22 protein-coding genes are annotated in these 21,394 nt (G+C 70.1%); 6 read left to right on the top strand and 16 right to left on the bottom strand.

The window, feature by feature from the left end; all coding sequences use genetic code 11:
* Positions 1-14 precede the first annotated feature (14 nt).
* The 6 genes from ASC67_RS04070 to ASC67_RS04045 all read right to left on the bottom strand — a co-directional run bounded on the left by ASC67_RS04070 (position 15) and on the right by ASC67_RS04045 (position 6,715).
* Positions 15-911, bottom strand: coding sequence for an ABC transporter permease (locus tag ASC67_RS04070; RefSeq protein WP_056315435.1), 897 nt, complete (start codon positions 909-911; stop codon positions 15-17).
* A 33-nt stretch (positions 912-944) separates the two neighbouring features.
* Positions 945-2,012 carry an ABC transporter substrate-binding protein gene (locus ASC67_RS04065; RefSeq protein ID WP_056315374.1) on the bottom strand — a complete coding sequence of 356 codons (1,068 nt, stop codon included), beginning with the start codon at positions 2,010-2,012 and terminating at the stop codon, positions 945-947.
* A gap of 177 nt (positions 2,013-2,189) precedes the next feature.
* A complete protein-coding gene (locus ASC67_RS04060; protein ID WP_056315372.1) occupies positions 2,190-3,581 on the bottom strand; it encodes an amidase in 1,392 nt (463 codons plus the stop codon).
* On the bottom strand, positions 3,578-4,324 hold the full coding sequence (locus tag ASC67_RS04055; RefSeq protein ID WP_056315370.1) for an aspartate/glutamate racemase family protein: 747 nt from the start codon (positions 4,322-4,324) through the stop codon (positions 3,578-3,580). Before ASC67_RS04055 ends, ASC67_RS04060 begins: the two co-directional genes overlap by 4 nt.
* Positions 4,321-5,829 (bottom strand): amidohydrolase family protein, encoded by a 1,509-nt coding sequence (locus ASC67_RS04050; RefSeq protein WP_056315368.1) that lies wholly within the window; start codon positions 5,827-5,829, stop codon positions 4,321-4,323. Before ASC67_RS04050 ends, ASC67_RS04055 begins: the two co-directional genes overlap by 4 nt.
* 169 nt (positions 5,830-5,998) lie before the next feature.
* Complete coding sequence (locus tag ASC67_RS04045; RefSeq protein ID WP_056315366.1) at positions 5,999-6,715, bottom strand: GntR family transcriptional regulator; 717 nt, start codon at positions 6,713-6,715, stop codon at positions 5,999-6,001.
* A 57-nt stretch (positions 6,716-6,772) separates the two neighbouring features.
* On the opposite strand from ASC67_RS04045, the gene ASC67_RS04040 reads away from it, so the two are divergent.
* From ASC67_RS04040 to ASC67_RS04015, 6 genes are all read left to right on the top strand, one after another.
* Positions 6,773-7,501: an aspartate/glutamate racemase family protein gene (locus ASC67_RS04040; protein ID WP_056315364.1), complete on the top strand. Its 729-nt coding sequence runs from the start codon at positions 6,773-6,775 to the stop codon at positions 7,499-7,501.
* Positions 7,498-8,961, top strand: coding sequence for a dihydropyrimidinase (gene hydA, locus ASC67_RS04035; RefSeq protein ID WP_056315362.1), 1,464 nt, complete (start codon positions 7,498-7,500; stop codon positions 8,959-8,961). The genes ASC67_RS04040 and hydA overlap by 4 nt, the downstream gene beginning before the upstream one ends.
* A gap of 2 nt (positions 8,962-8,963) precedes the next feature.
* Positions 8,964-9,392: a DUF3830 family protein gene (locus ASC67_RS04030; RefSeq protein ID WP_056315361.1), complete on the top strand. Its 429-nt coding sequence runs from the start codon at positions 8,964-8,966 to the stop codon at positions 9,390-9,392.
* Between the two features lie 156 nt (positions 9,393-9,548).
* The gene (locus ASC67_RS04025) at positions 9,549-10,184 is read left to right on the top strand and encodes a pyridoxamine 5'-phosphate oxidase family protein (RefSeq protein WP_056315359.1); all 636 of its coding nucleotides are present in this window, start codon (positions 9,549-9,551) and stop codon (positions 10,182-10,184) included.
* A gap of 34 nt (positions 10,185-10,218) precedes the next feature.
* Positions 10,219-10,833, top strand: coding sequence for a glutathione S-transferase family protein (locus tag ASC67_RS04020; RefSeq protein WP_056315433.1), 615 nt, complete (start codon positions 10,219-10,221; stop codon positions 10,831-10,833).
* A 38-nt stretch (positions 10,834-10,871) separates the two neighbouring features.
* On the top strand, positions 10,872-12,938 hold the full coding sequence (locus ASC67_RS04015; RefSeq protein ID WP_056315357.1) for a pyridoxamine 5'-phosphate oxidase family protein: 2,067 nt from the start codon (positions 10,872-10,874) through the stop codon (positions 12,936-12,938).
* 33 nt (positions 12,939-12,971) lie between these two features.
* Here the strand turns inward: ASC67_RS04015 and ASC67_RS04010 are convergent, their stop codons facing one another.
* The 10 genes from ASC67_RS04010 to ASC67_RS03965 all read right to left on the bottom strand — a co-directional run bounded on the left by ASC67_RS04010 (position 12,972) and on the right by ASC67_RS03965 (position 21,312).
* Positions 12,972-13,871 (bottom strand): LysR family transcriptional regulator, encoded by a 900-nt coding sequence (locus ASC67_RS04010; RefSeq protein WP_056315355.1) that lies wholly within the window; start codon positions 13,869-13,871, stop codon positions 12,972-12,974.
* 182 nt (positions 13,872-14,053) lie between these two features.
* Positions 14,054-14,767, bottom strand: coding sequence for an NAD(P)H-dependent oxidoreductase (locus tag ASC67_RS04005; protein WP_056315353.1), 714 nt, complete (start codon positions 14,765-14,767; stop codon positions 14,054-14,056).
* Between the two features lie 14 nt (positions 14,768-14,781).
* On the bottom strand, positions 14,782-15,210 hold the full coding sequence (locus tag ASC67_RS04000) for a 4-oxalocrotonate tautomerase (RefSeq protein WP_056315351.1): 429 nt from the start codon (positions 15,208-15,210) through the stop codon (positions 14,782-14,784).
* 18 nt (positions 15,211-15,228) lie between these two features.
* Positions 15,229-15,987, bottom strand: coding sequence for an SDR family oxidoreductase (locus ASC67_RS03995; RefSeq protein ID WP_082535809.1), 759 nt, complete (start codon positions 15,985-15,987; stop codon positions 15,229-15,231).
* Positions 15,988-16,000: 13 nt separating this feature from the next.
* Positions 16,001-17,077, bottom strand: coding sequence for a 4-hydroxy-2-oxovalerate aldolase (gene dmpG / locus ASC67_RS03990; protein ID WP_056315349.1), 1,077 nt, complete (start codon positions 17,075-17,077; stop codon positions 16,001-16,003).
* Positions 17,077-18,000, bottom strand: coding sequence for an acetaldehyde dehydrogenase (acetylating) (locus ASC67_RS03985; protein ID WP_056315347.1), 924 nt, complete (start codon positions 17,998-18,000; stop codon positions 17,077-17,079). The genes dmpG and ASC67_RS03985 overlap by 1 nt, the downstream gene beginning before the upstream one ends.
* On the bottom strand, positions 18,000-18,245 hold the full coding sequence (locus tag ASC67_RS03980; RefSeq protein WP_255353661.1) for a 2-hydroxymuconate tautomerase family protein: 246 nt from the start codon (positions 18,243-18,245) through the stop codon (positions 18,000-18,002). Before ASC67_RS03980 ends, ASC67_RS03985 begins: the two co-directional genes overlap by 1 nt.
* Positions 18,242-19,036, bottom strand: coding sequence for a 2-oxo-3-hexenedioate decarboxylase (gene dmpH, locus ASC67_RS03975; RefSeq protein WP_056315343.1), 795 nt, complete (start codon positions 19,034-19,036; stop codon positions 18,242-18,244). Before dmpH ends, ASC67_RS03980 begins: the two co-directional genes overlap by 4 nt.
* Positions 19,033-19,830, bottom strand: a complete 798-nt coding sequence (dmpE, locus tag ASC67_RS03970; RefSeq protein ID WP_056315428.1) for a 2-oxopent-4-enoate hydratase — start codon at positions 19,828-19,830, stop codon at positions 19,033-19,035. The genes dmpH and dmpE overlap by 4 nt, the downstream gene beginning before the upstream one ends.
* A 21-nt stretch (positions 19,831-19,851) precedes the next feature.
* Positions 19,852-21,312: a 2-hydroxymuconic semialdehyde dehydrogenase gene (locus tag ASC67_RS03965; RefSeq protein WP_056315341.1), complete on the bottom strand. Its 1,461-nt coding sequence runs from the start codon at positions 21,310-21,312 to the stop codon at positions 19,852-19,854.
* Positions 21,313-21,394: the final 82 nt, after the last annotated feature.

Here is a 21,394-nt window from a genome sequence, read left to right as displayed (position 1 = left end):
TTGCTTGTCCTGCGTCACTTGCCGATCGCGGCCGACGGGCCCACCCACCACAGCACACGCTGCTGCACCCACAGCAGGCCGCGGTCGAACGCGAAGCCGAGCAGGCCGATCAGCGTCATGGTGAAGAACACCAGGCTCGCGTTGAAGGTGTTGCGCGCCATCATCACGATCTGCCCCAGCCCCGAGCCCACGCCCACGGCTTCGGCGATCAGCACCACCATCCATGCGGCAAAGAGGTTGAGCCGCAGCGTCACGAACAGGCTGGGCAGGATGGTCGGCAGGATCACGTGGCGGAACAGCTGGTGCTTGTTCGCGCCCATGATGTGGGCCACGTGCAGGTAGGGCGCAGGCACCGAGTCGATCTGGGACAGCGTCGACAGCACGATGATGAAGAACACCGAGATGAAGACGAGGAAGATCGCCGGCACGTTGCCGATGCCGAAGATGAAGATCGCCACCGGCAGCCAGGCCACCGGCGAGATCGGCGTGAGCAGCGTGAGCGTGGGCAGCGTGAGCTTGCCGAAGACCGGGAAGTAGCGGATCGCCAGGCCCACCGCCACCGCGCCCACGAAGCCCAGCGCCAGGCCCAGCACCACGCGCATCGAGGTCCAGGCCATCACGGCCAGCACCGAGAGGAAGCCTCCGCCGTCCTCTTCCAGGCTGCGCGCGCCGGCCGGGTCGAAGAACTTGAACTGCTCCGGCAGGTTGGCCAGGAACATGTGCGGCGGCGGCAGCATCAGCGGGTCGGCGAGACCCTGCCACCAGCAGAACTCCCAGATGGCGACGAAGGTGCCCACCGAGGCCAGCCACCACAGCGAGCGCTGCACGAAGGCAAGCACCCTGGCGCGGCTGACGACAGCGGGTGTCGAAGGGGCGGCCGGCTTGGTGCCGGCCAGGGGCAAGGCTGACATGGCGGGGTCCTCGGACTTGGTCACCACCTGCGCTCAGGCCATCGACTTGAGCTTGAGGCCCGCGTAGAGCGCCTTGTTCTCGGCGATCACCTGCTCGAGCAGCGTCCAGTCGATCGCCGCGGGCGGCGCCAGCTTCTTCACGTAGCCCAGCTCCTTCATCGACTGGCCGCGATCGAGGATGAACTGCTTGTTCTTGCGCTGGTCGATCATGATGGGCTGCTTGCTCGCGGCGAGCTTGGCGGCTTCCATCGTGGTCTTGTAGTAGGTGCCCACGGTGTCGCGCAGCGCGGCGTCGGGGTCGGCCTCGGCCTGGCTTTGCGCGAGCATCATGGCCTTGATCACCGCCTTCACGGCCTGCGGGTTCTTCTCGATCAACGGGGTGCGCACGGCCAGCACGCAGTCGGAGTAGTTCTTCCCGTAGACGTCGCTGCCGTCGGAGAGCATCGTCGAACCCTTGAGCGAGGTAAGGCACTGGGTGGCATAGGGCTCGATGTGGCAGATGGCGTCCACGCCGCCGGCGGTGAAGGCCTGCGCCAGCTCGGGCGAGGTGTTGAAGTAGCGCACCTTCACGTCCTTGAACGACATGCCGGCCTTCTTCAGGTAGTCGTAGGGCAGCACTTCCAGCGTGTCGGCCTGGAAGGTGCCGATCGTCTTGCCCTTCAGGTCGGCGGCGCTCTTGATGCCTTCCTTGGCGATCAGGATGCAGCCGTCGACACCCGCGCCGGCCACGATCTTCACCGGCGCACCGGCGTCGTACAGCGTGAGGAAGTTGGAGTAGGGGATCACCGACATGTCCACCTGGCCGGCGCCGAACAGCGTGGCGATGTCGGCGTTGGTGGGCGTGATGACGAAGTCGAGGTTCACGCCGTCGGCCTTGGCCAGTTCGCGCTTCTTGACCAGGAAGAACGCCAGGTTGCACAGGCCCGAGCCGTGCGTGGCCTTGATGGTGGTGGCGGCCTGGGCAGCGCCGGCCATCAGCGAGCTGGCAAACCCCACCGGCAGGGCCAGGCTCACGCCGGCGGCGCTGGCGCCCTTGAGGAAGCCGCGGCGCGAGTTGCCGGTGGTCAGGGCGGGAGTGAGGTGGTTGTGACGCTCAAACATGGTGTTCTCCAAAGAAAGCACCCGTCTCCAGGTGCACGTTGCTGAAAATCAACGGAGGTCTCTCGGTCGAGAGACCCCACGTTCCGTTCGGCACGCCAACCAGGAAGGCCTTCGCCCTGCGCTGCGTTGGACAGTGCAATTTGCGTACCCAAGCACGCTCACCAACTGCGTGCGTGCTCATCTGTCCAGGCGCTCGATCAGCGCCGCCACCTGCAGCACCCGCGCGTCCTCGAAACGCGGGGCGACGATCTGCAGGCCCACCGGCAGGCCGCGCACCCGGCCCGCGGGCACCGAGCAGGCCGGCACGCCGCAGAGGTTGAACAAGGGGGTGAACACGGCGTGCCCGCGCGGCCCGGCGGGTCGCTCGCCGATCACGGCCGGGCCGATCTGCCCGAGCGGCCAGGCGGTCACCGGCGCGGTGGGACACACGAGCACGTCGTACTGCTCGAAGAAGCGCGACAGGCCGGCCACGATGGGCTCGCGCAGGCGCAGCGCCCGTGCCAGCTCGGCGGGGGTGGTGGCGGCGCCCGCGTCCATCTGCGCCGCGAGGTGCGGGTCGATGTCGTGGCGGCGCGTCTGGAGCTGCCGGCCGTGCAACGCGTGCAGGCCGGCGTGTTGCAGCGCATTGAGCGGGTAGTCGCGAACCGCCTCGCCCCAGGACGGATCGGCCTCGGTCACGGCCCATCCGGCGGTGCGCAGTGCGCGCACGCGCTGCACCAGGGCGGCCAGCACGTCGTCGTCGATCGGAAAATCGCAGCCCAGTTGCGGGCTCCAGGCGATGCGCAGCTCGCGCGGAGGCTCGTCGCGCGTGGCGGCCTCGGCCTGCCAGGCCACGCCGAGCGGCGCTGCGCTGGCATCGCCGGCATCGAAGCCCGACAGCTGATCAAGCAGCCAGGCGCAGTCGCCCACGTTGCGCGCCAGCAGGCCGACCACCGAGACCCCGTAGTTCGGCTCGGCGAAGCCCCACGGGTGGGCGATCACTCCCTGGGTCGGCTTGTGCCCCACCAGGCCGCAGTGCGCGGCGGGGCGGCGCACCGAGCCGCCGGCGTCGGTGCCGAGCGCGAGCAGGCCCAGGCCCGCCGCCAGCGCCGCCACCGCGCCGCCCGACGAGCCGCCGGGGGTGAGCGAGCCGTCCAGCGGGTGGCGCGTGGCGCCGTAGACGAGGTTGTCGGTGACGCCCTTGCAGGCGAACTCCGAGCAGTTGCTGATGCCCAGCACCACCGCGCCCAGCGCGCGCAGCCGCGCCACGGCCCAGGCATCGCGCGGCGCGACGAAGTCGGCGAACAGGCGCGAGCCCTGCGTGATGGTGCGGCCCTCGACCCACAGGTTGTCCTTGATGGTGACGGGCACGCCGGCCATCGGCAGCATCGCGCCCGCAGCCAGGCGCTGGTCGACCTGCTGCGCTTCGGCAAGCACGGCGGCGGGGTCGAACTGCACCAGCGCGTTGAGCGCCGGGTTGAGCCGCTGCACCCGCTCGATGAAGTGGCGCGCCGCCTCGGCCGCGCTCAGCTCGCGTGCATGGACGCGGGCGGCGCAGTCGCGGGCGCTCCCCTCGTGCAGGGCCGTCATGGCCGGCCCGCGAACAGCGCCGTGAGCGGCGGCGACACGCCGCGCACCGTGCGCCCGCCGGTGGGCGAGACGCTGCCGCTGCGCGCCCGGGGCAGCTTCAGGGCCGCCTGCGCTTCGGCCAGCACCACCGCGCAGGCCACGCCGTCGAGCAGCGGCACGTCGATGTGGGGCTGCAGCGGGGTGGCCATGGCGGCCATGGCCGCACCGGCCAGCAGCACCGCCTCGGCGCCGTCGCGCTCGACCAGCTGGCGTGCCGCGGCGAGCGTGGCGTCGAGCACCTGCTGCGGGTCGCTGAAGCTCAGTTCCGGCGGCACGGCCAGCGTGGCGATGCCGGCCAGGCGCGAGGCGAGGCCGTGGCCTTCGACCAGCTCGCGGTAGAGCGGCCCCATGCGCTGACCGTAGGTGACGACGCCGATGCGCGTGGCCACGTTGCAGCCCATCAGCAGACCGGCTTCGGTCATGCCGACCACCGGCACCGGCAGCAGTTCGCGGCAGGCCCACAGGCCGGTGTCGAGCGAGACCGCCAGCACCACCGCGTCGCAGTCGCCCGCGTGTTCGGCCACGAGCTGCAGCACGCTGTGCTGGGCCAGCGCGTTCTCGGCCCGCGAGCCGATCACCGCCGGGCCGAACGAGCCCGTCACCGCCTTCAGCTCGGTGCCGGGCCTGGCCACCGCGCGGGCCGCGCGCAGCACCGCGTCGGTCACCGCCTGGGTGGTGTTGGGGTTGACGAGCAGCAGCTTCATGGCAGGCGTGCTTGCAGCGTGTCGGCCGGGACGGGCAGCGCCAGCGAACGCCGGTAGATCGCCTCCACCGCGGCGATCACCGGCGCGGCGTCGGCCTCGGCTTCGGCATAGCGGCCGGCCAGGCCCTCGAACTCGCGGGCGATCTCCTCCAGCAGCGCGGCCTCGTCGATGCGCGTCAGCCGCCCGCCCTGCAGGGCCACCTCGCCATCGACCATGCTGAAGTCGACCCCTGCGCCCCGCTCGGCATAGGCCAGCTGGCGCAGCGGGTCGTTGAGCGGCGTGAAGCTCACGCTGTCGAGCCGGTAGCCCACCAGGTCGGCACGGGCCCCCACCTTCAGGCTGCCCAGCGTGTCGCCGAACCCCAGGGCGCGCCCGCCGGCCAGCGTGCCGGCGTGCCAGGCTTCCCGCGCCGACAGCCAGCGCGCGCCGTCGTGGCCCCGCAGCTTGGACAGGCCGGCGGCCGTGCCCACCACCTGCAGCATGTTGGTGGTGACGGTGGAGCACGAACCGTCGGAGCCCAGGCTCACGTTGACGCCCGCGTCGAGCAGTTCGCGCACCGGCTGCACGCCCGAGCCCAGCAGCAGGTTGCTCCACGGGTTGTGCTGCGCGGTCGCGCCGGCCTCGGCCAGCGCCGCGATCTCGCGCGGGTTGAGCCACACCGCGTGGATCAGGCTGGTCGCGGGCTTGAGAAAGCCGATCTTCGCCAGGTGCTCGACGATCGGCATGCCGTAGAACTGCAAGCCGGTGATCACTTGCAGGCGGGTCTCCTGCACGTGGGTGATGACGGGCAGCGCCAGTTCGTCGGCCAGGCCGCGCACACGGCGCAGGAAGCCGTCGCTGCAGCGCTGCGGCGCCGAGGCGGACACCAGCACCCCCACGCGCCGCTCGTGCGGGTGGCGGCCCGGCGCCAGGCTGCGCACCAGTTCGACGAACTGGTCGGCGCTGGGGCGGGACACCGCACGCAGGCTGGCCGCCAGCGGCGCGGGCAGCAGCTCGTCGACGAACGGGAAGTTGTCGACCATCGGCTTGTCCATCATCGCGAAGCCGAGCAGCGCGCGCACGCCGCTGTCGTCGTAGGCCTGCAGCACCGCGTCGACCAGCTCGCGGTCGATCGCGGCACCGAGCGCCAGGTCGTCGACCAGCGTGGTGCAGCCGGTGCGCAGCGCCTCGATGGCGCCGATCTGCGCGCGCAGGTAGGCCTGCCGCGGCGTCAGCTTGACCGGCATGCGCCCGCGCACCAGGTGCTGCCACAGCTCGAGCGGCAGGTTCTCGGTGCGGCCGCGCTGGAAGTGCTCGTGCGAGTGCTGGTGGCCGTTGACGAGGCCCGGCGCGAGCAGGCGGCGCGGCAGGTCGATCACCTGCTCGGCCTGCTCGATGCTGCCGGCCGGCGCGATGGCCGTGATGCAGCCGTGTTCGACCAGCAGGTCGCGCGGCTGGCCGTCGAAGCTCAGCTCGTCGCCCAGCAAGGCCACCGCGCCGCGCAACAGGGTGCGGCCCGCGGTCATGGAAGGAAGGAGGTTCGGACCATCGTGGCCCGAACCGACTCAAGATCTATGCCAACAAATCAGCGCATGACTGTCGGCATGAAGAGTGCATATTGTCGACAATATGGAATCACTATGCCGACAAATGGTGCGCCGCGACCCAAGCCGGTGCGCCCCGCCCCACCGGCGCTCAGCGCGCCATCAGCGCCGCGGCCAGGTCGACGGCCTCGTCGCGCGGGGCCTTGAGGTCGAGCGAGGCCTCGATGTGGTTCAGGTGCTCCAGCATCAGCTCGGCCGCCCGGTCGGCACGGCGGCGCGCGAGCGCATTGAGCAACAGCTCGTGCTCGTCCTCGCGGCAGGCCGTGGCGTGCGGTGCGTCGTAGAGAAAGATCGCCAGGCAGGTGAGCGTGGCCAGGCCCCGCATGCTGCGCGCCAGCATGCGGTTGCCGGCGTACTCGGCCAGGCGGATATGGAACTCCCCCGACAGCCGCACCATGGTCGGCCGGTCGTGCCGCGCGCGGGCCTTCTCTTCTTCCTCGACCAGGGCGCGCAGCCGCTCCACCGCATCGGCGTCGCGCTGGGCGATGAAGCGGCGCACCAGCGCCGGCTCGATCAGCCGGCGCGCCTCGAACACCTCGCGGGTCTCCTCCGCCGTGGGCGAGGCGATGAAGGCGCCGCGGTTGGGGATGGTGGTGACCACGCCCTCGTCGGCCAGGCGCGCGAGCACGTCGCGCACCTGCGCCCGGCTGGTCTCGAACAGCTCGGCCAGCCGGTCTTCGACCAGCTTGGTCCCCGGCGGCAGGCGGTGCTCCAGCACGGCCTGGAGGATGCGGTCGTAGATGGCGCCGCGCAGCTCGATGCCGGTGGGCGGGGCGACGGTCTTGCGGGCGGTCTTGTTTGCAATCATGGGAACTTTTGTCAACGAAACGATGGAGCAAACGATGAAAAATTGTAGGGGGATCGCATGAAGCGCGTGCTGCTGGGCATGCTGACTCCGTCGTCCAACACCGCCCTGGAACCGCTCACCTCGGCCATGCTTTCCGGCCTGCCCGAGGTCTCGGCGCACTTCGGGCGCTTTCGGGTGACCGAGATTTCGCTGCAACCGCAAGCTTTGGGCCAGTTCGACATGGCGCCGATCCTGGAGGCGGCGCGGCTGCTGGCCGACGCGCACGTGGACGTGATCGCCTGGAACGGCACCTCGTCGGGCTGGCTCGGCTTCGAGGCCGACGTGGCGCTGTGCCAGCTCATCGAGCAGGAGACCGGCGTGCGCTGCTGCACCTCGGTGCTCGCGCTCAACGAGATCATGGAGAAGACGCAGCGCAAGCGCTTCGGCCTGGTCACGCCCTACCTGGACGACGTGCAGGCGGCCATCGTCGCCAACTACGCGCGCAGCGGCTTCGAGTGCGTGGCAGAACGGCACCTGAACCGCAGCGTGAACTTCAGCTTCTCCGAGGTCGAGCCGACGCAGATCGTGCAGATGGCGCACGAGGCGGCCGAAGCCCGCCCTCAATGCCTGACCACCTTCTGCACCAACCTGCGTGCCGCGCAACTGGCCCCCGCGCTCGAGGCCGCGCTGGGCCTCCCGGTGTACGACACCGTGAGCACGGCGGTGTGGAAGTCCCTGCGCCTGTGCGGTGTCGACACGCGGCGCGTCAAGGGCTGGGGCAGCGTGTTCGACGGGGAGATGGCATGAGCACCGACTTCGACCTCATCGTGCGCAATGCGCGCGCGGCCACCGCGGCCGACCTGTTCTCCTGCGACATCGGCATCACGGCCGGGCGCATCACGGCGCTGGGCGAGCGGCTGCAGGCCGGCCCCGGCACGCGCGAGATCGATGCCGCCGGTCGCTTCGTCACGCCGGGCGGTGTCGACTCGCATTGCCACATCGACCAACCCATGCTGCCGCCGATCCGCATGGCCGACGACTTCGAGAGCGGCACCCGCTCGGCCGCCTGCGGCGGCACCACCACCGTGATCCCGTTCGCCGCGCAGCAGCGCGGACAGGGGGTGCAGGCGGCGGTCGACGACTACCACCGCCGGGCCGACGGCAAAGCGAGCGTCGACTACGCCTTCCACCTGATCGTGAGCGACCCCACGCCCGAGGTGCTGAACACCGAGCTGCCGGCGCTGATCGACCGCGGCTACACCTCGTTCAAGCTCTACATGACCTACGAGGACATGAAGCTCGACGACCGGCAGATCCTGGAGTTGCTGGAGGTGGCCCGGCGCCATGGCGCGATGGTGATGATCCACGCCGAGAACACCGATGCCATCACCTACCTCACCGAGCGCCTGCTCGCGGTGGGCAAGAGCGAGCCCCGCTACCACGGGCTGTCGCGGCCCTCACCGGTGGAGCGCGAGGCGACGCACCGCGCCATCACGCTGGCCGAGCTGGTGGACGTGCCGATCCTGCTGGTGCACGTGTCGGGCGCCGAGGCCGTGGAGCAGATCCGCTGGGCGCGTGGCAAGGGGCTCAACGTGCAGGCCGAGACCTGTCCGCAGTACCTCTTTCTCACCCAGGACGACCTGGCCTTGCCGAACTTTCTGGGTGCGCGCTGCGTGTGCAGCCCGCCGCCGCGCGACAAGGCCAACCAGCAGGTGATCTGGGACGGCCTGGTCGATGGCCTGTTCAGCGTGTTCTCGTCGGACCACGCACCGTTCAACTACGACGACGACTCCGGCAAGCGCCTGGGCGGCAGGCCGCCGGCCTTTCCCTACATCCCGAACGGCGTGCCGGGCCTCGAGACACGCATGGCGCTGCTGTTCTCCGAAGGGGTGCTCACCGGCCGCATGCCCATCCAGCAGTTCGTGGCGCTCACCGCCACCAATGCGGCGCGCCTGTACGGCCTGTATCCGCGCAAGGGCACCATCGCCATCGGCAGCGATGCCGACCTGGTGATCTGGAACAGCGGCACGCCCTACACCATCCGCAACGAGGCCCTGCACCATGCCACCGACTACACGCCGTATGAAGGGCGCGAGCTGCAGGCCTGGCCCGCGATGACGCTGCTGCGCGGCGAGGTGGTGTGGGACGGCGAGCGCTTTCTCGGCCGGGTGGGCGGCGGCGAGTTCCTGCGCTGCGAGCGGCCCGAGGCGGCACGCCCACGGCCGCGCGAGCAGAGCTGGCGCCGCTGGATGGAGCTGGAGGACTGACCATGGCGCAACGACTGCAGATCACCGCCGCGGGCCACCGCTTCATCGCCGAGGCCCACCCCGAGGCGCCGCTCACCTTCGCCGCGTTCGCGAAGCTGCTGCCCTACCGCCAGAAGCTGATCCATGTGCGCTGGAGCGGCGAGGCGGTGTGGGTGCCGCTGGGCGACTTTCAGCTCGGCGTGGGCCATGAGAACCACACCTGCCACCCCTCGGTGGGCGATGTGCTGTTCTATCCCGGTGGCTTCAGTGAAACCGAGCTGCTCATCGCCTATGGCGCGTGCAGCTTCGCCAGCAAGATGGGGCCGCTCGCCGGCAACCACTTCCTGCGCATCGTCGAAGGGCAGGAGCAACTGGCGGCGCTGGGGCGCAAGGTGCTGTGGGAAGGCGCGCAGGACGTGCTTTTCGAGTGGGAGGCGCGCACGTCCGCGTAGCCCGCGAACGGGTCGCTTCGGGCCCGGCGCACGGCCCATTCTTCCAGGACAGGAAACACTGACTTGGCCTCGGCGGGCATTCCGCCGTGAGGACGATTCGGCCACAGTGACGGTCATGCGCCGCCCTTGCAGCGCGGCGACCCCACGGAGCCTGTCATGTCCCACGCGTTTGCCGACATCGCCTTCACACCGTCCGTCAGGGCTGCGCAGCAGCGCGACGGCAGCCGGGCGGGCTATGCGCGCAGCTTCGAAGGCGACGCCCCGGCGTTCAACGATCGCCTGGGCGAAGCGGAGCTCGAGTTCATCGCCGCGCAGCGCAGCTTCTACATGGCCACCGTGTCCGAAACCGGTTGGCCCTATGTGCAGCACCGTGGCGGCCCACGAGGCTTCCTGAAGTCACTGGACGACCGGACGCTGGCCTTTGCCGACTACGCCGGCAGCCGGCAGCTCATCAGCGTGGGCAACCTGGCCGTGAACGACCGTGTGGCGCTGATCCTGGTGGACTACGTGCGGCGCGTGCGCCTCAAGCTGCTCGGTCGTCTGGCCGTGAAGGACCTGGCGCCCGACGATGCACTGGCCAAGGCACTGATCGACCCGGCTTATCGCGCGCGGCCGCAACGCGCCATGCTCGTCACCGTCTCGGGCTACGACTGGAACTGCCCGCAGCACATCCCGGTCCGCTTCGATGCAGAAGACGTGCAGCGGGCACTCGACGAACGAGACCAGCGCATCGTCGCGCTGGAAGCCCGACTCGCGGCCTTGGCCGGACCCACCGGCGAGCACGCCACGTGATCGATCGCCCCCCACCCTGGAGAACACCATGTCCATCAAGCTGTATCGGCACCCGCTGTCTGGTCACTCGCACCGCGCCCAACTGGCCTTGTCCTTGATGGGCGTGCCCCATGAACTGATCGACGTCGACCTGATGAAGGGAGCACACAAGGCGCCTGAGTTCGTGAAGCTCAGCCCGTTCGGCCAGGTCCCGGTGCTCGACGACAACGGCAGCATCGTGTTCGACTCGAACGCCATCCTGGTCTATCTGGCGAACAAGTTCGACCCCGACCACCGCTGGCTGCCGCGCGACCCGAAGGGCCAGGCCGATGTGCAGGTGTGGCTGTCGGTGGCGGCCGGTCAGATCGCGTTCGGTCCGGCCGCGGCGCGCCTGATCACCGTGTTCGGTGCCAAGTACAACGCCGAGGACGTGATCGGCCGCGCACACGCCCTGCTCAAGGTCATGGAGGTGCCGTTGGCGGCACGCAGCTTCCTCGTCGGCAACGCCGCCACGCTGGCCGACATCGCGGGCTACAGCTACATCTCTGCGGCACCTGAAGGCAATGTCGACCTGTCGCCCTACCCGAACGTGCGTGCCTGGCTGGCCCGCGTGGAGGCGCTGCCCGGCTTCGTGCCGTTCCGGAAGACCGCCGTCGGCCTGGCCGCCTGATCTGCCGGCACGACGTCCGCCCCAACCGGGAACCGACCATGGACACCTCCAACGCACGTCAGGGCAACCCGTTTCATGCCGGCGAACTGGCTGTGCACGACCGGCTGGGCATCCGTGAGCGCATGGTCGGTGTCGGCCAGCGGGTGATCCGCACCGAGATGCCAGAGCAGCATCGGCGCTTCTTCGAACAGCTGCCCTTCATGCTGGTCGGTTCGATCGATGCAGCCGGCCGTCCCTGGGCCTCCACGCTGGTGGGCCGGCCCGGCTTCGTGCAGGCGCCCAGTGGCAAGCGATTGGACTTTCACGCCCGCCCCATCCCCGGCGATCCGCTCGCCGAGGGGCTGACGCCCGGCGCGCAGCTGGGGTTCCTGGGCATCGAGCTGCACACGCGCCGGCGCAACCGCGTCAACGGCCATGTCGTGGCGGCCGATGCCCAGGGCTTCGCCGTCGAGGTGGATCAATCGGTGGGCAACTGCCCGCAGTACATCCAGGGGCGCGAGTTCCAATGGGCCCGCGAGGCCACCGACCTGCAGCCGCGGGCCATCGAAGCCTTGAACGGGCTGGACGCCGAAGCCCGCGCGTTCATCGGACGATCCGACACCTTGTTCATCGCCACCCAGGCGCCCCCCGCGGCCGGTGACCCCGACGTGACCAGCGGTCGCGGCGCCGATGTCTCGCACCGCGGCGGCCGGGCAGGCTTCGTGAAGATCGAGGACGAGCGGACCTTTCTCGTGCCCGAGTTCACCGGCAACTTCTTCTTCATGACGCTGGGCAATCTGCAGATCAACCCGCGCGCCGGCGTGCTGTTCGTCGACTTCGACACGGGCGACCTGCTCACGCTCACCGGCAGCGCCGAGGTGGTGTGGAGCGGCGACGACCTGACGGCCTTCGACGGCGCCGAGCGCGCCTGGCGCTTTCGTGTCGAGTCGGGTTGGCGGCTGCGCGAGGCCCTGCCGCTGCGCTGGGCGTTTCGCGACTGGTCGCCCCACTCGCTCATCACCGGCACGTGGCGCGAAGCGGAGGCCCGGCGCGAGGCCGAGCGCCTGGCGCAGACCTGGCGGCCCTGGCGCGTGCGCCGTATCGTCGACGAGAGCACCGTCATCCGCTCCTTCCACCTGATGCCGGCGGACGACCATGCGGTGCCGCCCTTCCGGGCCGGCCAGCACCTGCCGATCCGCCTGCAGACCGTCGCCGGCGAGACGCTGCACCGCATCTACACCGTCTCGCAGGCACCCAGCGACGAAGGCCTGCGGCTGAGCGTCAAGCGTGAAGGCGCCGCGTCGCGCCATCTGCACGAGCAGGTGCGCGAGGGCGACGTGATCGAAGCGCTGGGCCCGCGCGGCCAGTTCACCATCGACGCCACGCTGCGCCGTCCCGCGGTGCTCATCGGCGCCGGTGTGGGCATCACGCCGATGGTGGCCTTCGCGCGCCACCTCGTCGCCGAGGGGTTTCGCCACCGGCGCACGCGCCCGCTGCACCTCGTTCAGGTGGCGCACAGCGAAGCGCTTCGAGCCTTCGGCGAAGAGTTGCAGGCCCTGGTGCAGCGCGCCAACGGTGCGATGAAGTTGCGCGTGGTGCTGGGCGATGACGACGGTGCGCCCATCGGCGCCGTGAAGGGGCCGCTGACGATGGATCTCCTGAAGTCGCTATTGCCTTTCGACGACCACGAGTTCTTCCTCTGCGGCCCGGCCGGCTTCATGCAGATGCTCTACGACGGCCTGCGCGATCTGGGCGTGCGCGATACGCGCATCCAGGCCGAGGCCTTCGGTCCGTCATCGCTCAGGAGGCGCCCCGATGTCGCCGCGACGGCGCCGCCGTTGCCGTTGCCGGCGGCCGCTCAGGCCACCGTGTTCTTTGCCAGAACGGGCGAGGCGGCCGAGTGGACTCCGGAGCGCGGCAGCTTGCTCGAGTTCGCCGAGGGCAAAGGCCTGAACCCGCCGTTCTCGTGCCGTGCCGGACACTGCGGCTCCTGTGCCACGCGCATGACCGCCGGTCGCGTCAGCTATGCCGAGCCCACCGCGTGGAGACCGGCCGAAGGCGAGGTTCTCCTGTGCTGCGCGGTACCTGCCGCCGACGGCGGTGAGCGCATCGAGCTGGACCTGTGACCACCGCCCGCGCAGCGCAGGCCGTTGCCGGCTTCAGTTCAACGCCGGATCGCCGCGCAGCCGCTCGACGGCCAGGTCGACGAACGCGCGCACCTTCTGCGTCGCGCGCCGGCCCTCGTGGTGGACGACGTGCACCGGCAGCGAGGCCGGCTCGAACGCCTCGAGCACGACCTGCAGCGCGCCGCTGCGCACGTGCGCGGCGACCTGGTAGCTCAACAGCCGCGTGATGCCCAGACCCGCCAAGGTGGCGGCGATGGCGGAGTCGTTCGTGATCGTGCGCATGCGCGGCTGCACGCGTTGCATGAGGGTCTTGCCAGCGTCGTTGAATCGCCATTCCGACACCGGGTTCACCCCGGCCGCGGACACGATGGTGTGGTCGACCAGGTCTTCTGGCCGCCGAGGCATGCCCTGCGCCTGCAGGTAGGCCGGGGCGGCCACCAGCACGCGGCTCACGCGTCCCACGCGAACCGCCTGCAACGATGAATCGGGAAGCTCACCGATGCGCACCGCGACGTCGATCCCCTCCTCGACGACATTGACGACCCGGTCGAGGAACAGGCACTGAGCCTCCACCTCCGGAAACCGCTGCAGGTAGCTGACGAGGATGGGCGTCACGTAGAGCTGCCCGAACAGCATCGGCGCCGTGAGCGTGAGCGTCCCACGCGGCGTGGCGTGGGTGCCGGTGGCCGTGATCTCGGCCTCGTCGATGTCGGCCAGGATGCGGCGACAGTCTTCCGCAAAGCGCGCCCCGGCGTCCGTCACGCGAACGACGCGCGTGGTCCGCGTCAGCAGCCGCAGGCCCAGCCGCTCCTCGAGCTCGGCGACGGCGCGCGTCACGACCGGTGGCGACAGGTTGAGCTTGCGCGCAGCACTGGCGAAGCCGCCGCTGTCGACGACAGCGACAAAGGTGGTCATGGCCTGCAGGCGATCCATGTCGTTGCGCGTTCGGAAAGTCCGCCGGAGGTGGCTCGGAGATTCTCCACGCAAGCGCCACGATCGAACGTCGGGTTTCGCATCCAGCCCGGACGGCGCGACCCGTCCCCTCACCCCGCCCTCTCGCCCCGCCCTCTCACCGCTCGCGGGGAGAGGGTGATGTTCAAGGGGCGGCCGGCGCCTCAGACGTGGCTTGCCGCCTTCGGGTGCAGCTTCGCGTCGAAGTCGTCCAGGCTGGGGAAGCGCAGCGGCGCCAGCGTGTCCAGGCTGGCCAGGTGGCGCCGGTAGTCGACCAGGATCTGCTCGCGCTCGGCCTGGGTGATGTAGGGCACGTGCCAGCCCACGAAGGGCGGCAGCACGGTGAGGCCGGTGTAGGCCAGCGTGCCGCGCAGCAGGGGCCGCAGCATGTCGTCCAGCGGCCCGTGGATCGCATCGGGGCCGAACATGTGGGGCCGCCCGCCCAGCGTCACGCTGACCATGGCGCGCTTGCCGACGAGTCCGCCGCGGTCGTAGAAGCGCGTGCCGCCGTAGGTGAGCCCGGAGACCAGCACGCGGTCGATCCAGCCCTTCAGCATGGCGGGCGGCGCGAACCAGAAGATCGGAAAATTCAGGATCAGCAGGTCGCACCACAGCAGCTTGGCCACCTCGCCGCGGATGTCCTCGGCCAGCGTGCCGGCCTCGTAGCCGTGGCGCTGCTCGAGCGCATAGACCAGGTAATCGGGGTTCTTCCGTTCGCCGAAATCGGCCGCGCTCGCCACCGGGTCGAAGCCGTCGGCGTACAGGTCGGACACCCGCACCTCGTGGCCCAGCGCGCGGAGCTGCTCGGTGGCGGCCCAGCACAGGGCGCTGCTGAACGACCGCGGCTCCGGGTGGGCGTGAACGATGAAGACGTTCATCGTGCGTGCCGCGCTCAGGCGCCTTGCGCCGCTGTGGCCGCGCGCGCCGCGATCTCCTGCGCGCGCATCACGCTGGCCGGCGCGCCGGCGATGCCCCAGTACTGCGGCGGGATCGGCCAGCAGCCGCCGCGCACCAGGCTGCGGTCCACGCCGAGACTGCTGACGACCAGGTCGGTGAAGCCGGTGATCAGCGCCTGGCATTCTTCCACCGGCCGGCCTTCGAGCACCAGGAAGTGGAAGTACGGCGCCGACGGCCCGCCCTCGCTGACCAGCTTGCCGGCCACCACCGCATGCTGCGGCTTGTGCAGTTGCGCGACGACGCGCACGCGGTCGACGGGGCTCTTCAGCACCTCGGCATAGAGGCGGGCGGAGGCGAGCAGCAGGTCGGAGATCTGCTCGTCGGTGTGGAGGCCTTCTGTGAGGCGGTATTCGAGGATGGGCATGGCGAGGACCGTTCGATGTCAGGCCATGCCCTTGCGGCGGCCGGCATCCATGAAGAGGGTGCTGCCGGCCAGCGCGTCGGCCTCGGGCGCGAGCAGCAGCGCGATGGCCCAGGCCACCTGCTCGGGTGTGGTGAGGGCGCCGAGCGCCGATTCGGCGCGGTACTCGTCCATCGCCGCCTCGAGGGTGATGCCGCCACGCGCGGCGCGGTCGGCGGCGATGCGGCGCAACCGGTCGGTGTCGGCCGGGCCGGGCTGCACCACGTGGGCCGTCACGCCGCGCACGCCGTAGGCCCACGAATACTGGCGCATCAGGTTGGTCAGTGCCGCGTTGCCCACGCCGGCGGTCGCGGCCCAGGGGTTGGGCTCGGAGCCGTAGTGCCCGCCGATGGCGACCAGCCGCGAGCCGCGCACCAGTTGCTCGTCGACCGCCCGCACCAGCCGGATCATGCCGCCGACCTTGATGTTCACCGCGTCGACCACCGCCGCGGTGGGCGCGACCAGCACGCCGCCCGCAGTGGCCACGCCGGGGCCGTGCACGACCATGCGCACCGGTGCGTCGAGGGCCGCCTTGATGGCGTCGATGGACGAGTCGTTGGAGATGTCGGCCACGCAGGGCACGACGCCGGGCGTGGTGTCCACCAGCGAGGCCAGGGCGTCGGCCTTGCGGGCGACGGCCAGCACGGTCAGCCCCTCGGCGGCGAGGCGCCGGCTGATCACGGCGCCCATCGCACCGGTGGCGCCGACGACGACGGCGATTTCCTTGGGTTTCTGGTTCACCTTCGTCTCCTGCTCAAGCGGCCTTGCGGCTCACGTCCTTCAGTAGGCCGCGTTCCTTGGCCATGCTCATCGCGGTGTCCTCGATCATGTCTTCCTGACCACCGATCATCTTGCGGCGACCCAGCTCGACGAGGATCTCGCGCGCCGGCACGCCGAAGCGCGTGGCCGCGCGCTTGGCGTGCAGCAGGAAGGTGGAGTACACGCCCGCGAAGCCGATCGTCAGCGACTCGCGGTCCACGCGCACCAGGTGGTCCATCATCGGGACGATCACGTCCTCGGCCACGTCCATCAGCTTGAACAGGTTCACGCCGGTCTCGATGCCCATGCGGTCGCAGACCGCGAGGAACACCTCCAGCGGCGTGTTGCCCGCCCCGGCGCCCAGCCCGGCCACCGAGCCGTCGATGCGGCTCGCGCCCTCCTCGATGGCGGCGATGGAGTTGGCGATGCCCATGCCCAGGTTGTGGTGGCCGTGGAAGCCGATCTCGGTCTCGGGCTTCAGCACCGCGCGCAGCGCGGCCACGCGGGACCGCACGTCGGCCGGCAGCATGTAGCCGGCCGAGTCGGTCACGTAGATCGTCTGCGCGCCGTAGCTCTCCATCAGCAGGCCCTGCTTCGCCAGGCTCTCGGGATCGTTCAGGTGCGCCATCATCAGGAAGCCCACCGTGTCCATGCCGAGCTTGCGTGCGTAGGCGATGTGCTGCGGCGCGGTGTCGGCCTCGGTGCAATGGGTCGCCACGGTAACGCTGCGCGCGCCGCAGTCGTAGGCCGACTGCAGCTCGCGCATCGTGCCCAGGCCGGGGATCAGCAGCACCGAGACCTTGGCCTGCTTCATCTTCGGCGCCACGGCGCTGAGGTAGGCCTCGTTGCTGGCGAGCGCGAAGCCGTGCTGCAGCGAGTTGCCGCCCAGGCCGGCGCCGTGCGTCACCTGGATCAACGGCACGCCGGCGTCGTCGAGCGCCATCGCCACCTTGACCATCTGCTCCACCGAGATCTGCTCGCGCTTGGCATGCATGCCGTCGCGCAGGCACATGTCGTGCAGCAGGACCTTGCGGCCGCGCAGGTCGGGTTCCATCGAACGTGTGGCGCTCATCAGGCGGCCTCCTTCACGGGGGTGAGTTGCAGCTTGCCGGCGAGGATCTCCTCGGCGAACATCTCCGCGGTGCGGCAGGCCGCTGCGGTCATGATGTCCAGGTTGCCGGCATAGGTGGGCAGGTAGTCGCCGAGGCCGGCCACCTGCATGAACACGCTGACGCGCTTGCCGTCGAACACCGGGCCGTTGACCAGCTTGTAGCCGGGCACGTACTTCTGCACCTCCTCGATCATCGACAGCACCGAGTCGATGATGCGGGCCTGCTGCGGCTCGTCGTCGGTCAGGCAGTTGATGGTGTTGCGCATGATCATCGGCGGCTCGGCCGGGTTGATCACCGCCAGCGCCTTGCCGCGCCGGGCGCCGCCCACGCGCACCAGCGCGTCGGAGGTGGTGTAGGTGAACTCGTCGAGGTTGGCACGCGTGCCCGGGCCGATGGACTTGGAGGCGAGGCTGGCCACGATCTCGGCGTAGTCGACAGGCTGCACGCGCGAGACGGCATACACGATGGGGATGGTGGCCTGGCCGGCGCAGGAGATCATGTTGACGTTCATCTCCAGCTTCTCGGCATGCGCGCGCAGGTTGACCGGCGGCACGCACAGCGGGCCCACCGCCGCGGGCGTGAGATCGACCATCAGGACGCCCAGCGCGTTGAGCTTGCGCGAGTTCTCGGGGTGCACGTAGGCGCTGGTGGCGTCGAAGGCGATCTGGATGCCGTCGGCCCGCACGTGCGGCAGCAGGCCGTCCACCCCCTCGGCGGTGGTCTTCAGGCCCATGTCACGGGCGCGCTGCAGGCCCTCGGAAGCGGCGTCGATGCCGACCATCCACACCGGCTCCAGCACCGCGCTGCGCTTCAACTTGTAGATCAGGTCGGTGCCGATGTTGCCGGAGCCGATCAGGGCACAGCGGATCTTCTGGGTCGTCATCACAGCTCCTTCGCGTTCGCCGCGGCTGCCTGCCGCATCGCCGCGGTCTGGCCGGCGACCGAGAAGTGCTCGACGCCGAGTTCGTTGATCATGATGCGCACCTGGTCGGGCCGCACGTCGAGCGTGCGGACCACCGCCTCGGTGATGGCCGCGACCACGTTGCGCTTCTGCTCGACCGTGCGGCCCTCGAGCAGGTTCATCTGGATGATGGGCATGACAGGATTCCTTCGCCGTTGTTTCTTCAGATGAAGCGGACCGACACGCTGCCGAGGTCCTGGTAGCGCGCGACCACATGGTCGCCCGCCGTCACCGCCACGGCCTCGGTGATGCCGCCGCTCATCACGAAGCTGCCGGCCGGCAGCTGTTCGTCGAGTTCCGCCAGCACGCGCACCAGCATCGCCACCGCCTCGGCGGGATGCCCCAGCACTGCGGCCGTGGCGCCCATGCCGATCGAGACGCCGTTCTTCTCGAACACCACGCCGAGCGTGCGCAGGTCGATGTCGGCCACGTCGCGGGCCCGGCTGCCGACGACGAAGCGCGCCGACGAACCGTTGTCGGCCACCACGCTCGGCAGGTCGAACTTGAAGCCGGCGAAGCGCGAGTCGATCACCTCGATGGCCGGCAGCACGAAATCGGTGGCGGCCAGCACCTCGTCGCGCGTGCAGCCGGGTCCGTGCAGGTCCTTCCTGGTCACGAAGGCCACCTCGCACTCGACGCGCGGGTGCACCAGGTCGTCGGTGCGCACCTGGGCGTTGTCGGTGCGGGCCATGTTCGACATCAGGAAACCGATCGACGGCACGTCCACGCCCATCTGCAGCATCTTGGCCCTCGACGTGAGCCCGGCCTTCCAGCCGACCAGCCGGTGGCCCTGCCGGATGCGGCGGCGGCGCAGCTCGGACTGCACCGCGTAGCCGTCGGCCAGGCCCATCTGCGGGAAATCGTCGGTCAGCTTGGGAATCGCGCGGGCGTTGTCCTGCGCCGCCTCCACGCGATCGGCCAGGCGCTCGATGTCCGAACGGCTCAGCGTGAGGTTCACAGGGCACTCCTTCCATGGAAACGTGCGCGGCAGGTGCCCAGGCCGCCGATGGTGCACACCAGCTCGTCGCCGTCGGTCACCGGCACCAGCGCCGATTGCGAGCCCGACAGGATCACCTCGCCGGCCCGGAACGGCAGCCCCAGGGCGCCCAGCGTGTTGGCCAGCCAGGCCACCGCGTGCACCGGCGAGCCCTGCACCGCGGCGCCGACGCCGGTGGAGTGCAGCTCGCCGTTCTTCTCGAGCACCATGCCGGCCATCGCGACGTCGAGCTTGCGCGGGTGGGCCTTGGCATCACCGATGAGGTAGACGCCGCAGGAGGCGTTGTCGGCCACCGTGTCCTGGATCTTGATCTTCCAGTCGCGGATGCGCGAATCGACGATCTCGAAGCAGGGGCTGACGTAGGCGGTGGCGCGGATCACGTCGATCGCGGTGACGCCCGGGCCGATCAGGTCGCGCTCCAGCACGAAGGCCAGCTCGGCCTCGGCCTTGGGCTGGATCAGCGCACCGAGGTCCACGCCCTCGGCCTCGCTGCGCGCCATGCCCGAGGTGAGCTGGCCGAAGTCGGGCTCGTAGACGCCCAGGAAGTCCTGCACCGGCTTGCTGGTGACGCCGATCTTCTTGCCGACCACGCGCTCGCCGGCCGCGACGCGGCGCGCCACCATGTGCAGCTGGATGCGGTAGGCGTCCTCGACGCGGATCTGCGGCTCGCGTTCCAGCAGCGGCGCCACGACGCGGCGCGCGAGCAGCGCCTCGTACAGCTCGTCGCCGTAGCGTTCGATCGTTTCGTTGTTCATCATGATGGTGTCGCGGCCGCCTCAGAGCTTGATGCAGACGTTGCGCAGGTCGGTGTAGAACTCCAGCGAGTGCACGCCCCCCTCGCGGCCGATGCCCGACTGTTTGGAGCCGCCGAACGGCGTGCGCAGGTCGCGCAGGAACCAGCTGTTGACCCAGGTGATGCCCACCTCGATGGCGGCCGCCATGCGGTGGGCGCGGGCCAGGTCGCGCGTCCACAGCGTGGTCGACAGGCCGTAGCGGTTGGCATTGGCCAGCACCACCACCTCGTCCTCGCTGTCGAACGGCCGGACGTGGCAGCAGGGGCCGAAGATCTCCTCGCGCACCACGCTGGCGGTCTCGGGCAGGCCGGTCCAGAGGGTGGGCTGGACCCAGGCGCCGTCGGCCAGTTCGGCCGGCATCGGCGGCACACCGCCGCCCGTCACCAGCGTGGCGCCTTCGGCGACGGCGCGCTCGTAGTACGACAGCACCTTGCGGCGGTGCTCCTGGCTGATCAGCGGCCCGTAGTTCGCCCCCGGGTCGCTGGGGCGGCCGTACTTCACCGCCTCGCAGCGCAGCTTGAGCGCCTGCACGAAACGATCGAACAGCGGACGCTCGACGTAGACGCGCTCGGTGCCCAGGCAGACCTGGCCGGTGTTCATGAAGGCCGAGCGGAAGATGCCGTCGACCGCGGCGTCGAAGTCGGCATCGGCGAACACGATGCCGGCGTTCTTGCCGCCGAGCTCGAAGGACACGTCGCGGATGCCGTCGGCGGCGGCCTTCATGATGGCCGTGCCGGTGCGCGTCTCGCCGGTGAAGGTGATGGCGTCCACACCGTCGTGGCGGGTCAGGAACTCGCCCGCGGCGCCGGGGCCGAAGCCGTGCACGACGTTGTAGACGCCCGGCGGCACGCCGACCGTGTTCATCACCTCGCCGAGCAGCGTGGCGGACAGCGGCGTCTCTTCCGAGGGCTTGACGACGACCGTGTTGCCGCAGGCCAGCGCCGGGCCGACCTTCCAGGTCATCAGCAGGAAGGGTGCGTTCCACGGGCAGACCACCGCGATCACGCCCTTGGGCTTGCGGATCGCGTAGTTCAGCGCGCCGCGGCCGTCGGGCGTTTCCATCTGGAAGGATTCGGCCGGCACGTTCTTCACCACGTCGGCGAAGATCTTGAAGTTGGCCGCGCCGCGCGGCACGAAGGCGTGCGCGATCACATGGTGCGGCTGTCCGGTGTCGGCCTCCTCGGCCTCGACGAAGTCGTCGAAGCGGCGCGTGATCTCGTCGGCCACGGCGTGCAGCATGGCCACGCGCTTGTCGGTGCCGAGGCGCGCCCAGTCGCCCTGCAATGCGCGCCGCGCCGCCGTGACCGCGGCGTCCACCTCCGCCTCACCGGCTTCGGCGACGCTGGCGATCACCCGGTTGTCGACCGGCGAGCGCTTGTCGAAGGACTGACCCTGGGTCGACGAGGTGAACTCGCCGTTGATGAAATGCTGCAGCGTGCGCACGGCGTTCCTCGATGTCGTTGAAGCCAGTTTAGGAATCGGCGCGTCGAGGCGTCCAATACCTTTGCGCCGCGTGACTCATACC

The sequence above is a fragment of the Methylibium sp. Root1272 genome (assembly GCF_001425905.1).
Taxonomy (GTDB): Bacteria; Pseudomonadota; Gammaproteobacteria; order Burkholderiales; family Burkholderiaceae_C; genus Methylibium.
Note: the sequence above shows the minus strand (reverse complement) of the source record. Positions and strands in the feature narration are given on the sequence as shown.

What these genes read in the sequence shown, in the direction of transcription:
- ASC67_RS04070 (WP_056315435.1), bottom strand. Translation starts at nt 911, where the DNA reads ATGTCAGCCTTGCCCCTGGCCGGCACCAAGCCGGCCGCCCCTTCGACA.
- ASC67_RS04065 (WP_056315374.1), bottom strand. Translation starts at nt 2,012, where the DNA reads ATGTTTGAGCGTCACAACCACCTCACTCCCGCCCTGACCACCGGCAAC.
- ASC67_RS04060 (WP_056315372.1), bottom strand. Translation starts at nt 3,581, where the DNA reads ATGACGGCCCTGCACGAGGGGAGCGCCCGCGACTGCGCCGCCCGCGTC.
- ASC67_RS04055 (WP_056315370.1), bottom strand. Translation starts at nt 4,324, where the DNA reads ATGAAGCTGCTGCTCGTCAACCCCAACACCACCCAGGCGGTGACCGAC.
- ASC67_RS04050 (WP_056315368.1), bottom strand. Translation starts at nt 5,829, where the DNA reads ATGACCGCGGGCCGCACCCTGTTGCGCGGCGCGGTGGCCTTGCTGGGC.
- ASC67_RS04045 (WP_056315366.1), bottom strand. Translation starts at nt 6,715, where the DNA reads ATGATTGCAAACAAGACCGCCCGCAAGACCGTCGCCCCGCCCACCGGC.
- ASC67_RS04040 (WP_056315364.1), top strand. Translation starts at nt 6,773, where the DNA reads ATGAAGCGCGTGCTGCTGGGCATGCTGACTCCGTCGTCCAACACCGCC.
- hydA (WP_056315362.1), top strand. Translation starts at nt 7,498, where the DNA reads ATGAGCACCGACTTCGACCTCATCGTGCGCAATGCGCGCGCGGCCACC.
- ASC67_RS04030 (WP_056315361.1), top strand. Translation starts at nt 8,964, where the DNA reads ATGGCGCAACGACTGCAGATCACCGCCGCGGGCCACCGCTTCATCGCC.
- ASC67_RS04025 (WP_056315359.1), top strand. Translation starts at nt 9,549, where the DNA reads ATGTCCCACGCGTTTGCCGACATCGCCTTCACACCGTCCGTCAGGGCT.
- ASC67_RS04015 (WP_056315357.1), top strand. Translation starts at nt 10,872, where the DNA reads ATGGACACCTCCAACGCACGTCAGGGCAACCCGTTTCATGCCGGCGAA.
- ASC67_RS04010 (WP_056315355.1), bottom strand. Translation starts at nt 13,871, where the DNA reads ATGGATCGCCTGCAGGCCATGACCACCTTTGTCGCTGTCGTCGACAGC.
- ASC67_RS04005 (WP_056315353.1), bottom strand. Translation starts at nt 14,767, where the DNA reads ATGAACGTCTTCATCGTTCACGCCCACCCGGAGCCGCGGTCGTTCAGC.
- ASC67_RS04000 (WP_056315351.1), bottom strand. Translation starts at nt 15,210, where the DNA reads ATGCCCATCCTCGAATACCGCCTCACAGAAGGCCTCCACACCGACGAG.
- dmpG (WP_056315349.1), bottom strand. Translation starts at nt 17,077, where the DNA reads ATGAGCGCCACACGTTCGATGGAACCCGACCTGCGCGGCCGCAAGGTC.
- ASC67_RS03985 (WP_056315347.1), bottom strand. Translation starts at nt 18,000, where the DNA reads ATGACGACCCAGAAGATCCGCTGTGCCCTGATCGGCTCCGGCAACATC.
- dmpE (WP_056315428.1), bottom strand. Translation starts at nt 19,830, where the DNA reads ATGAACAACGAAACGATCGAACGCTACGGCGACGAGCTGTACGAGGCG.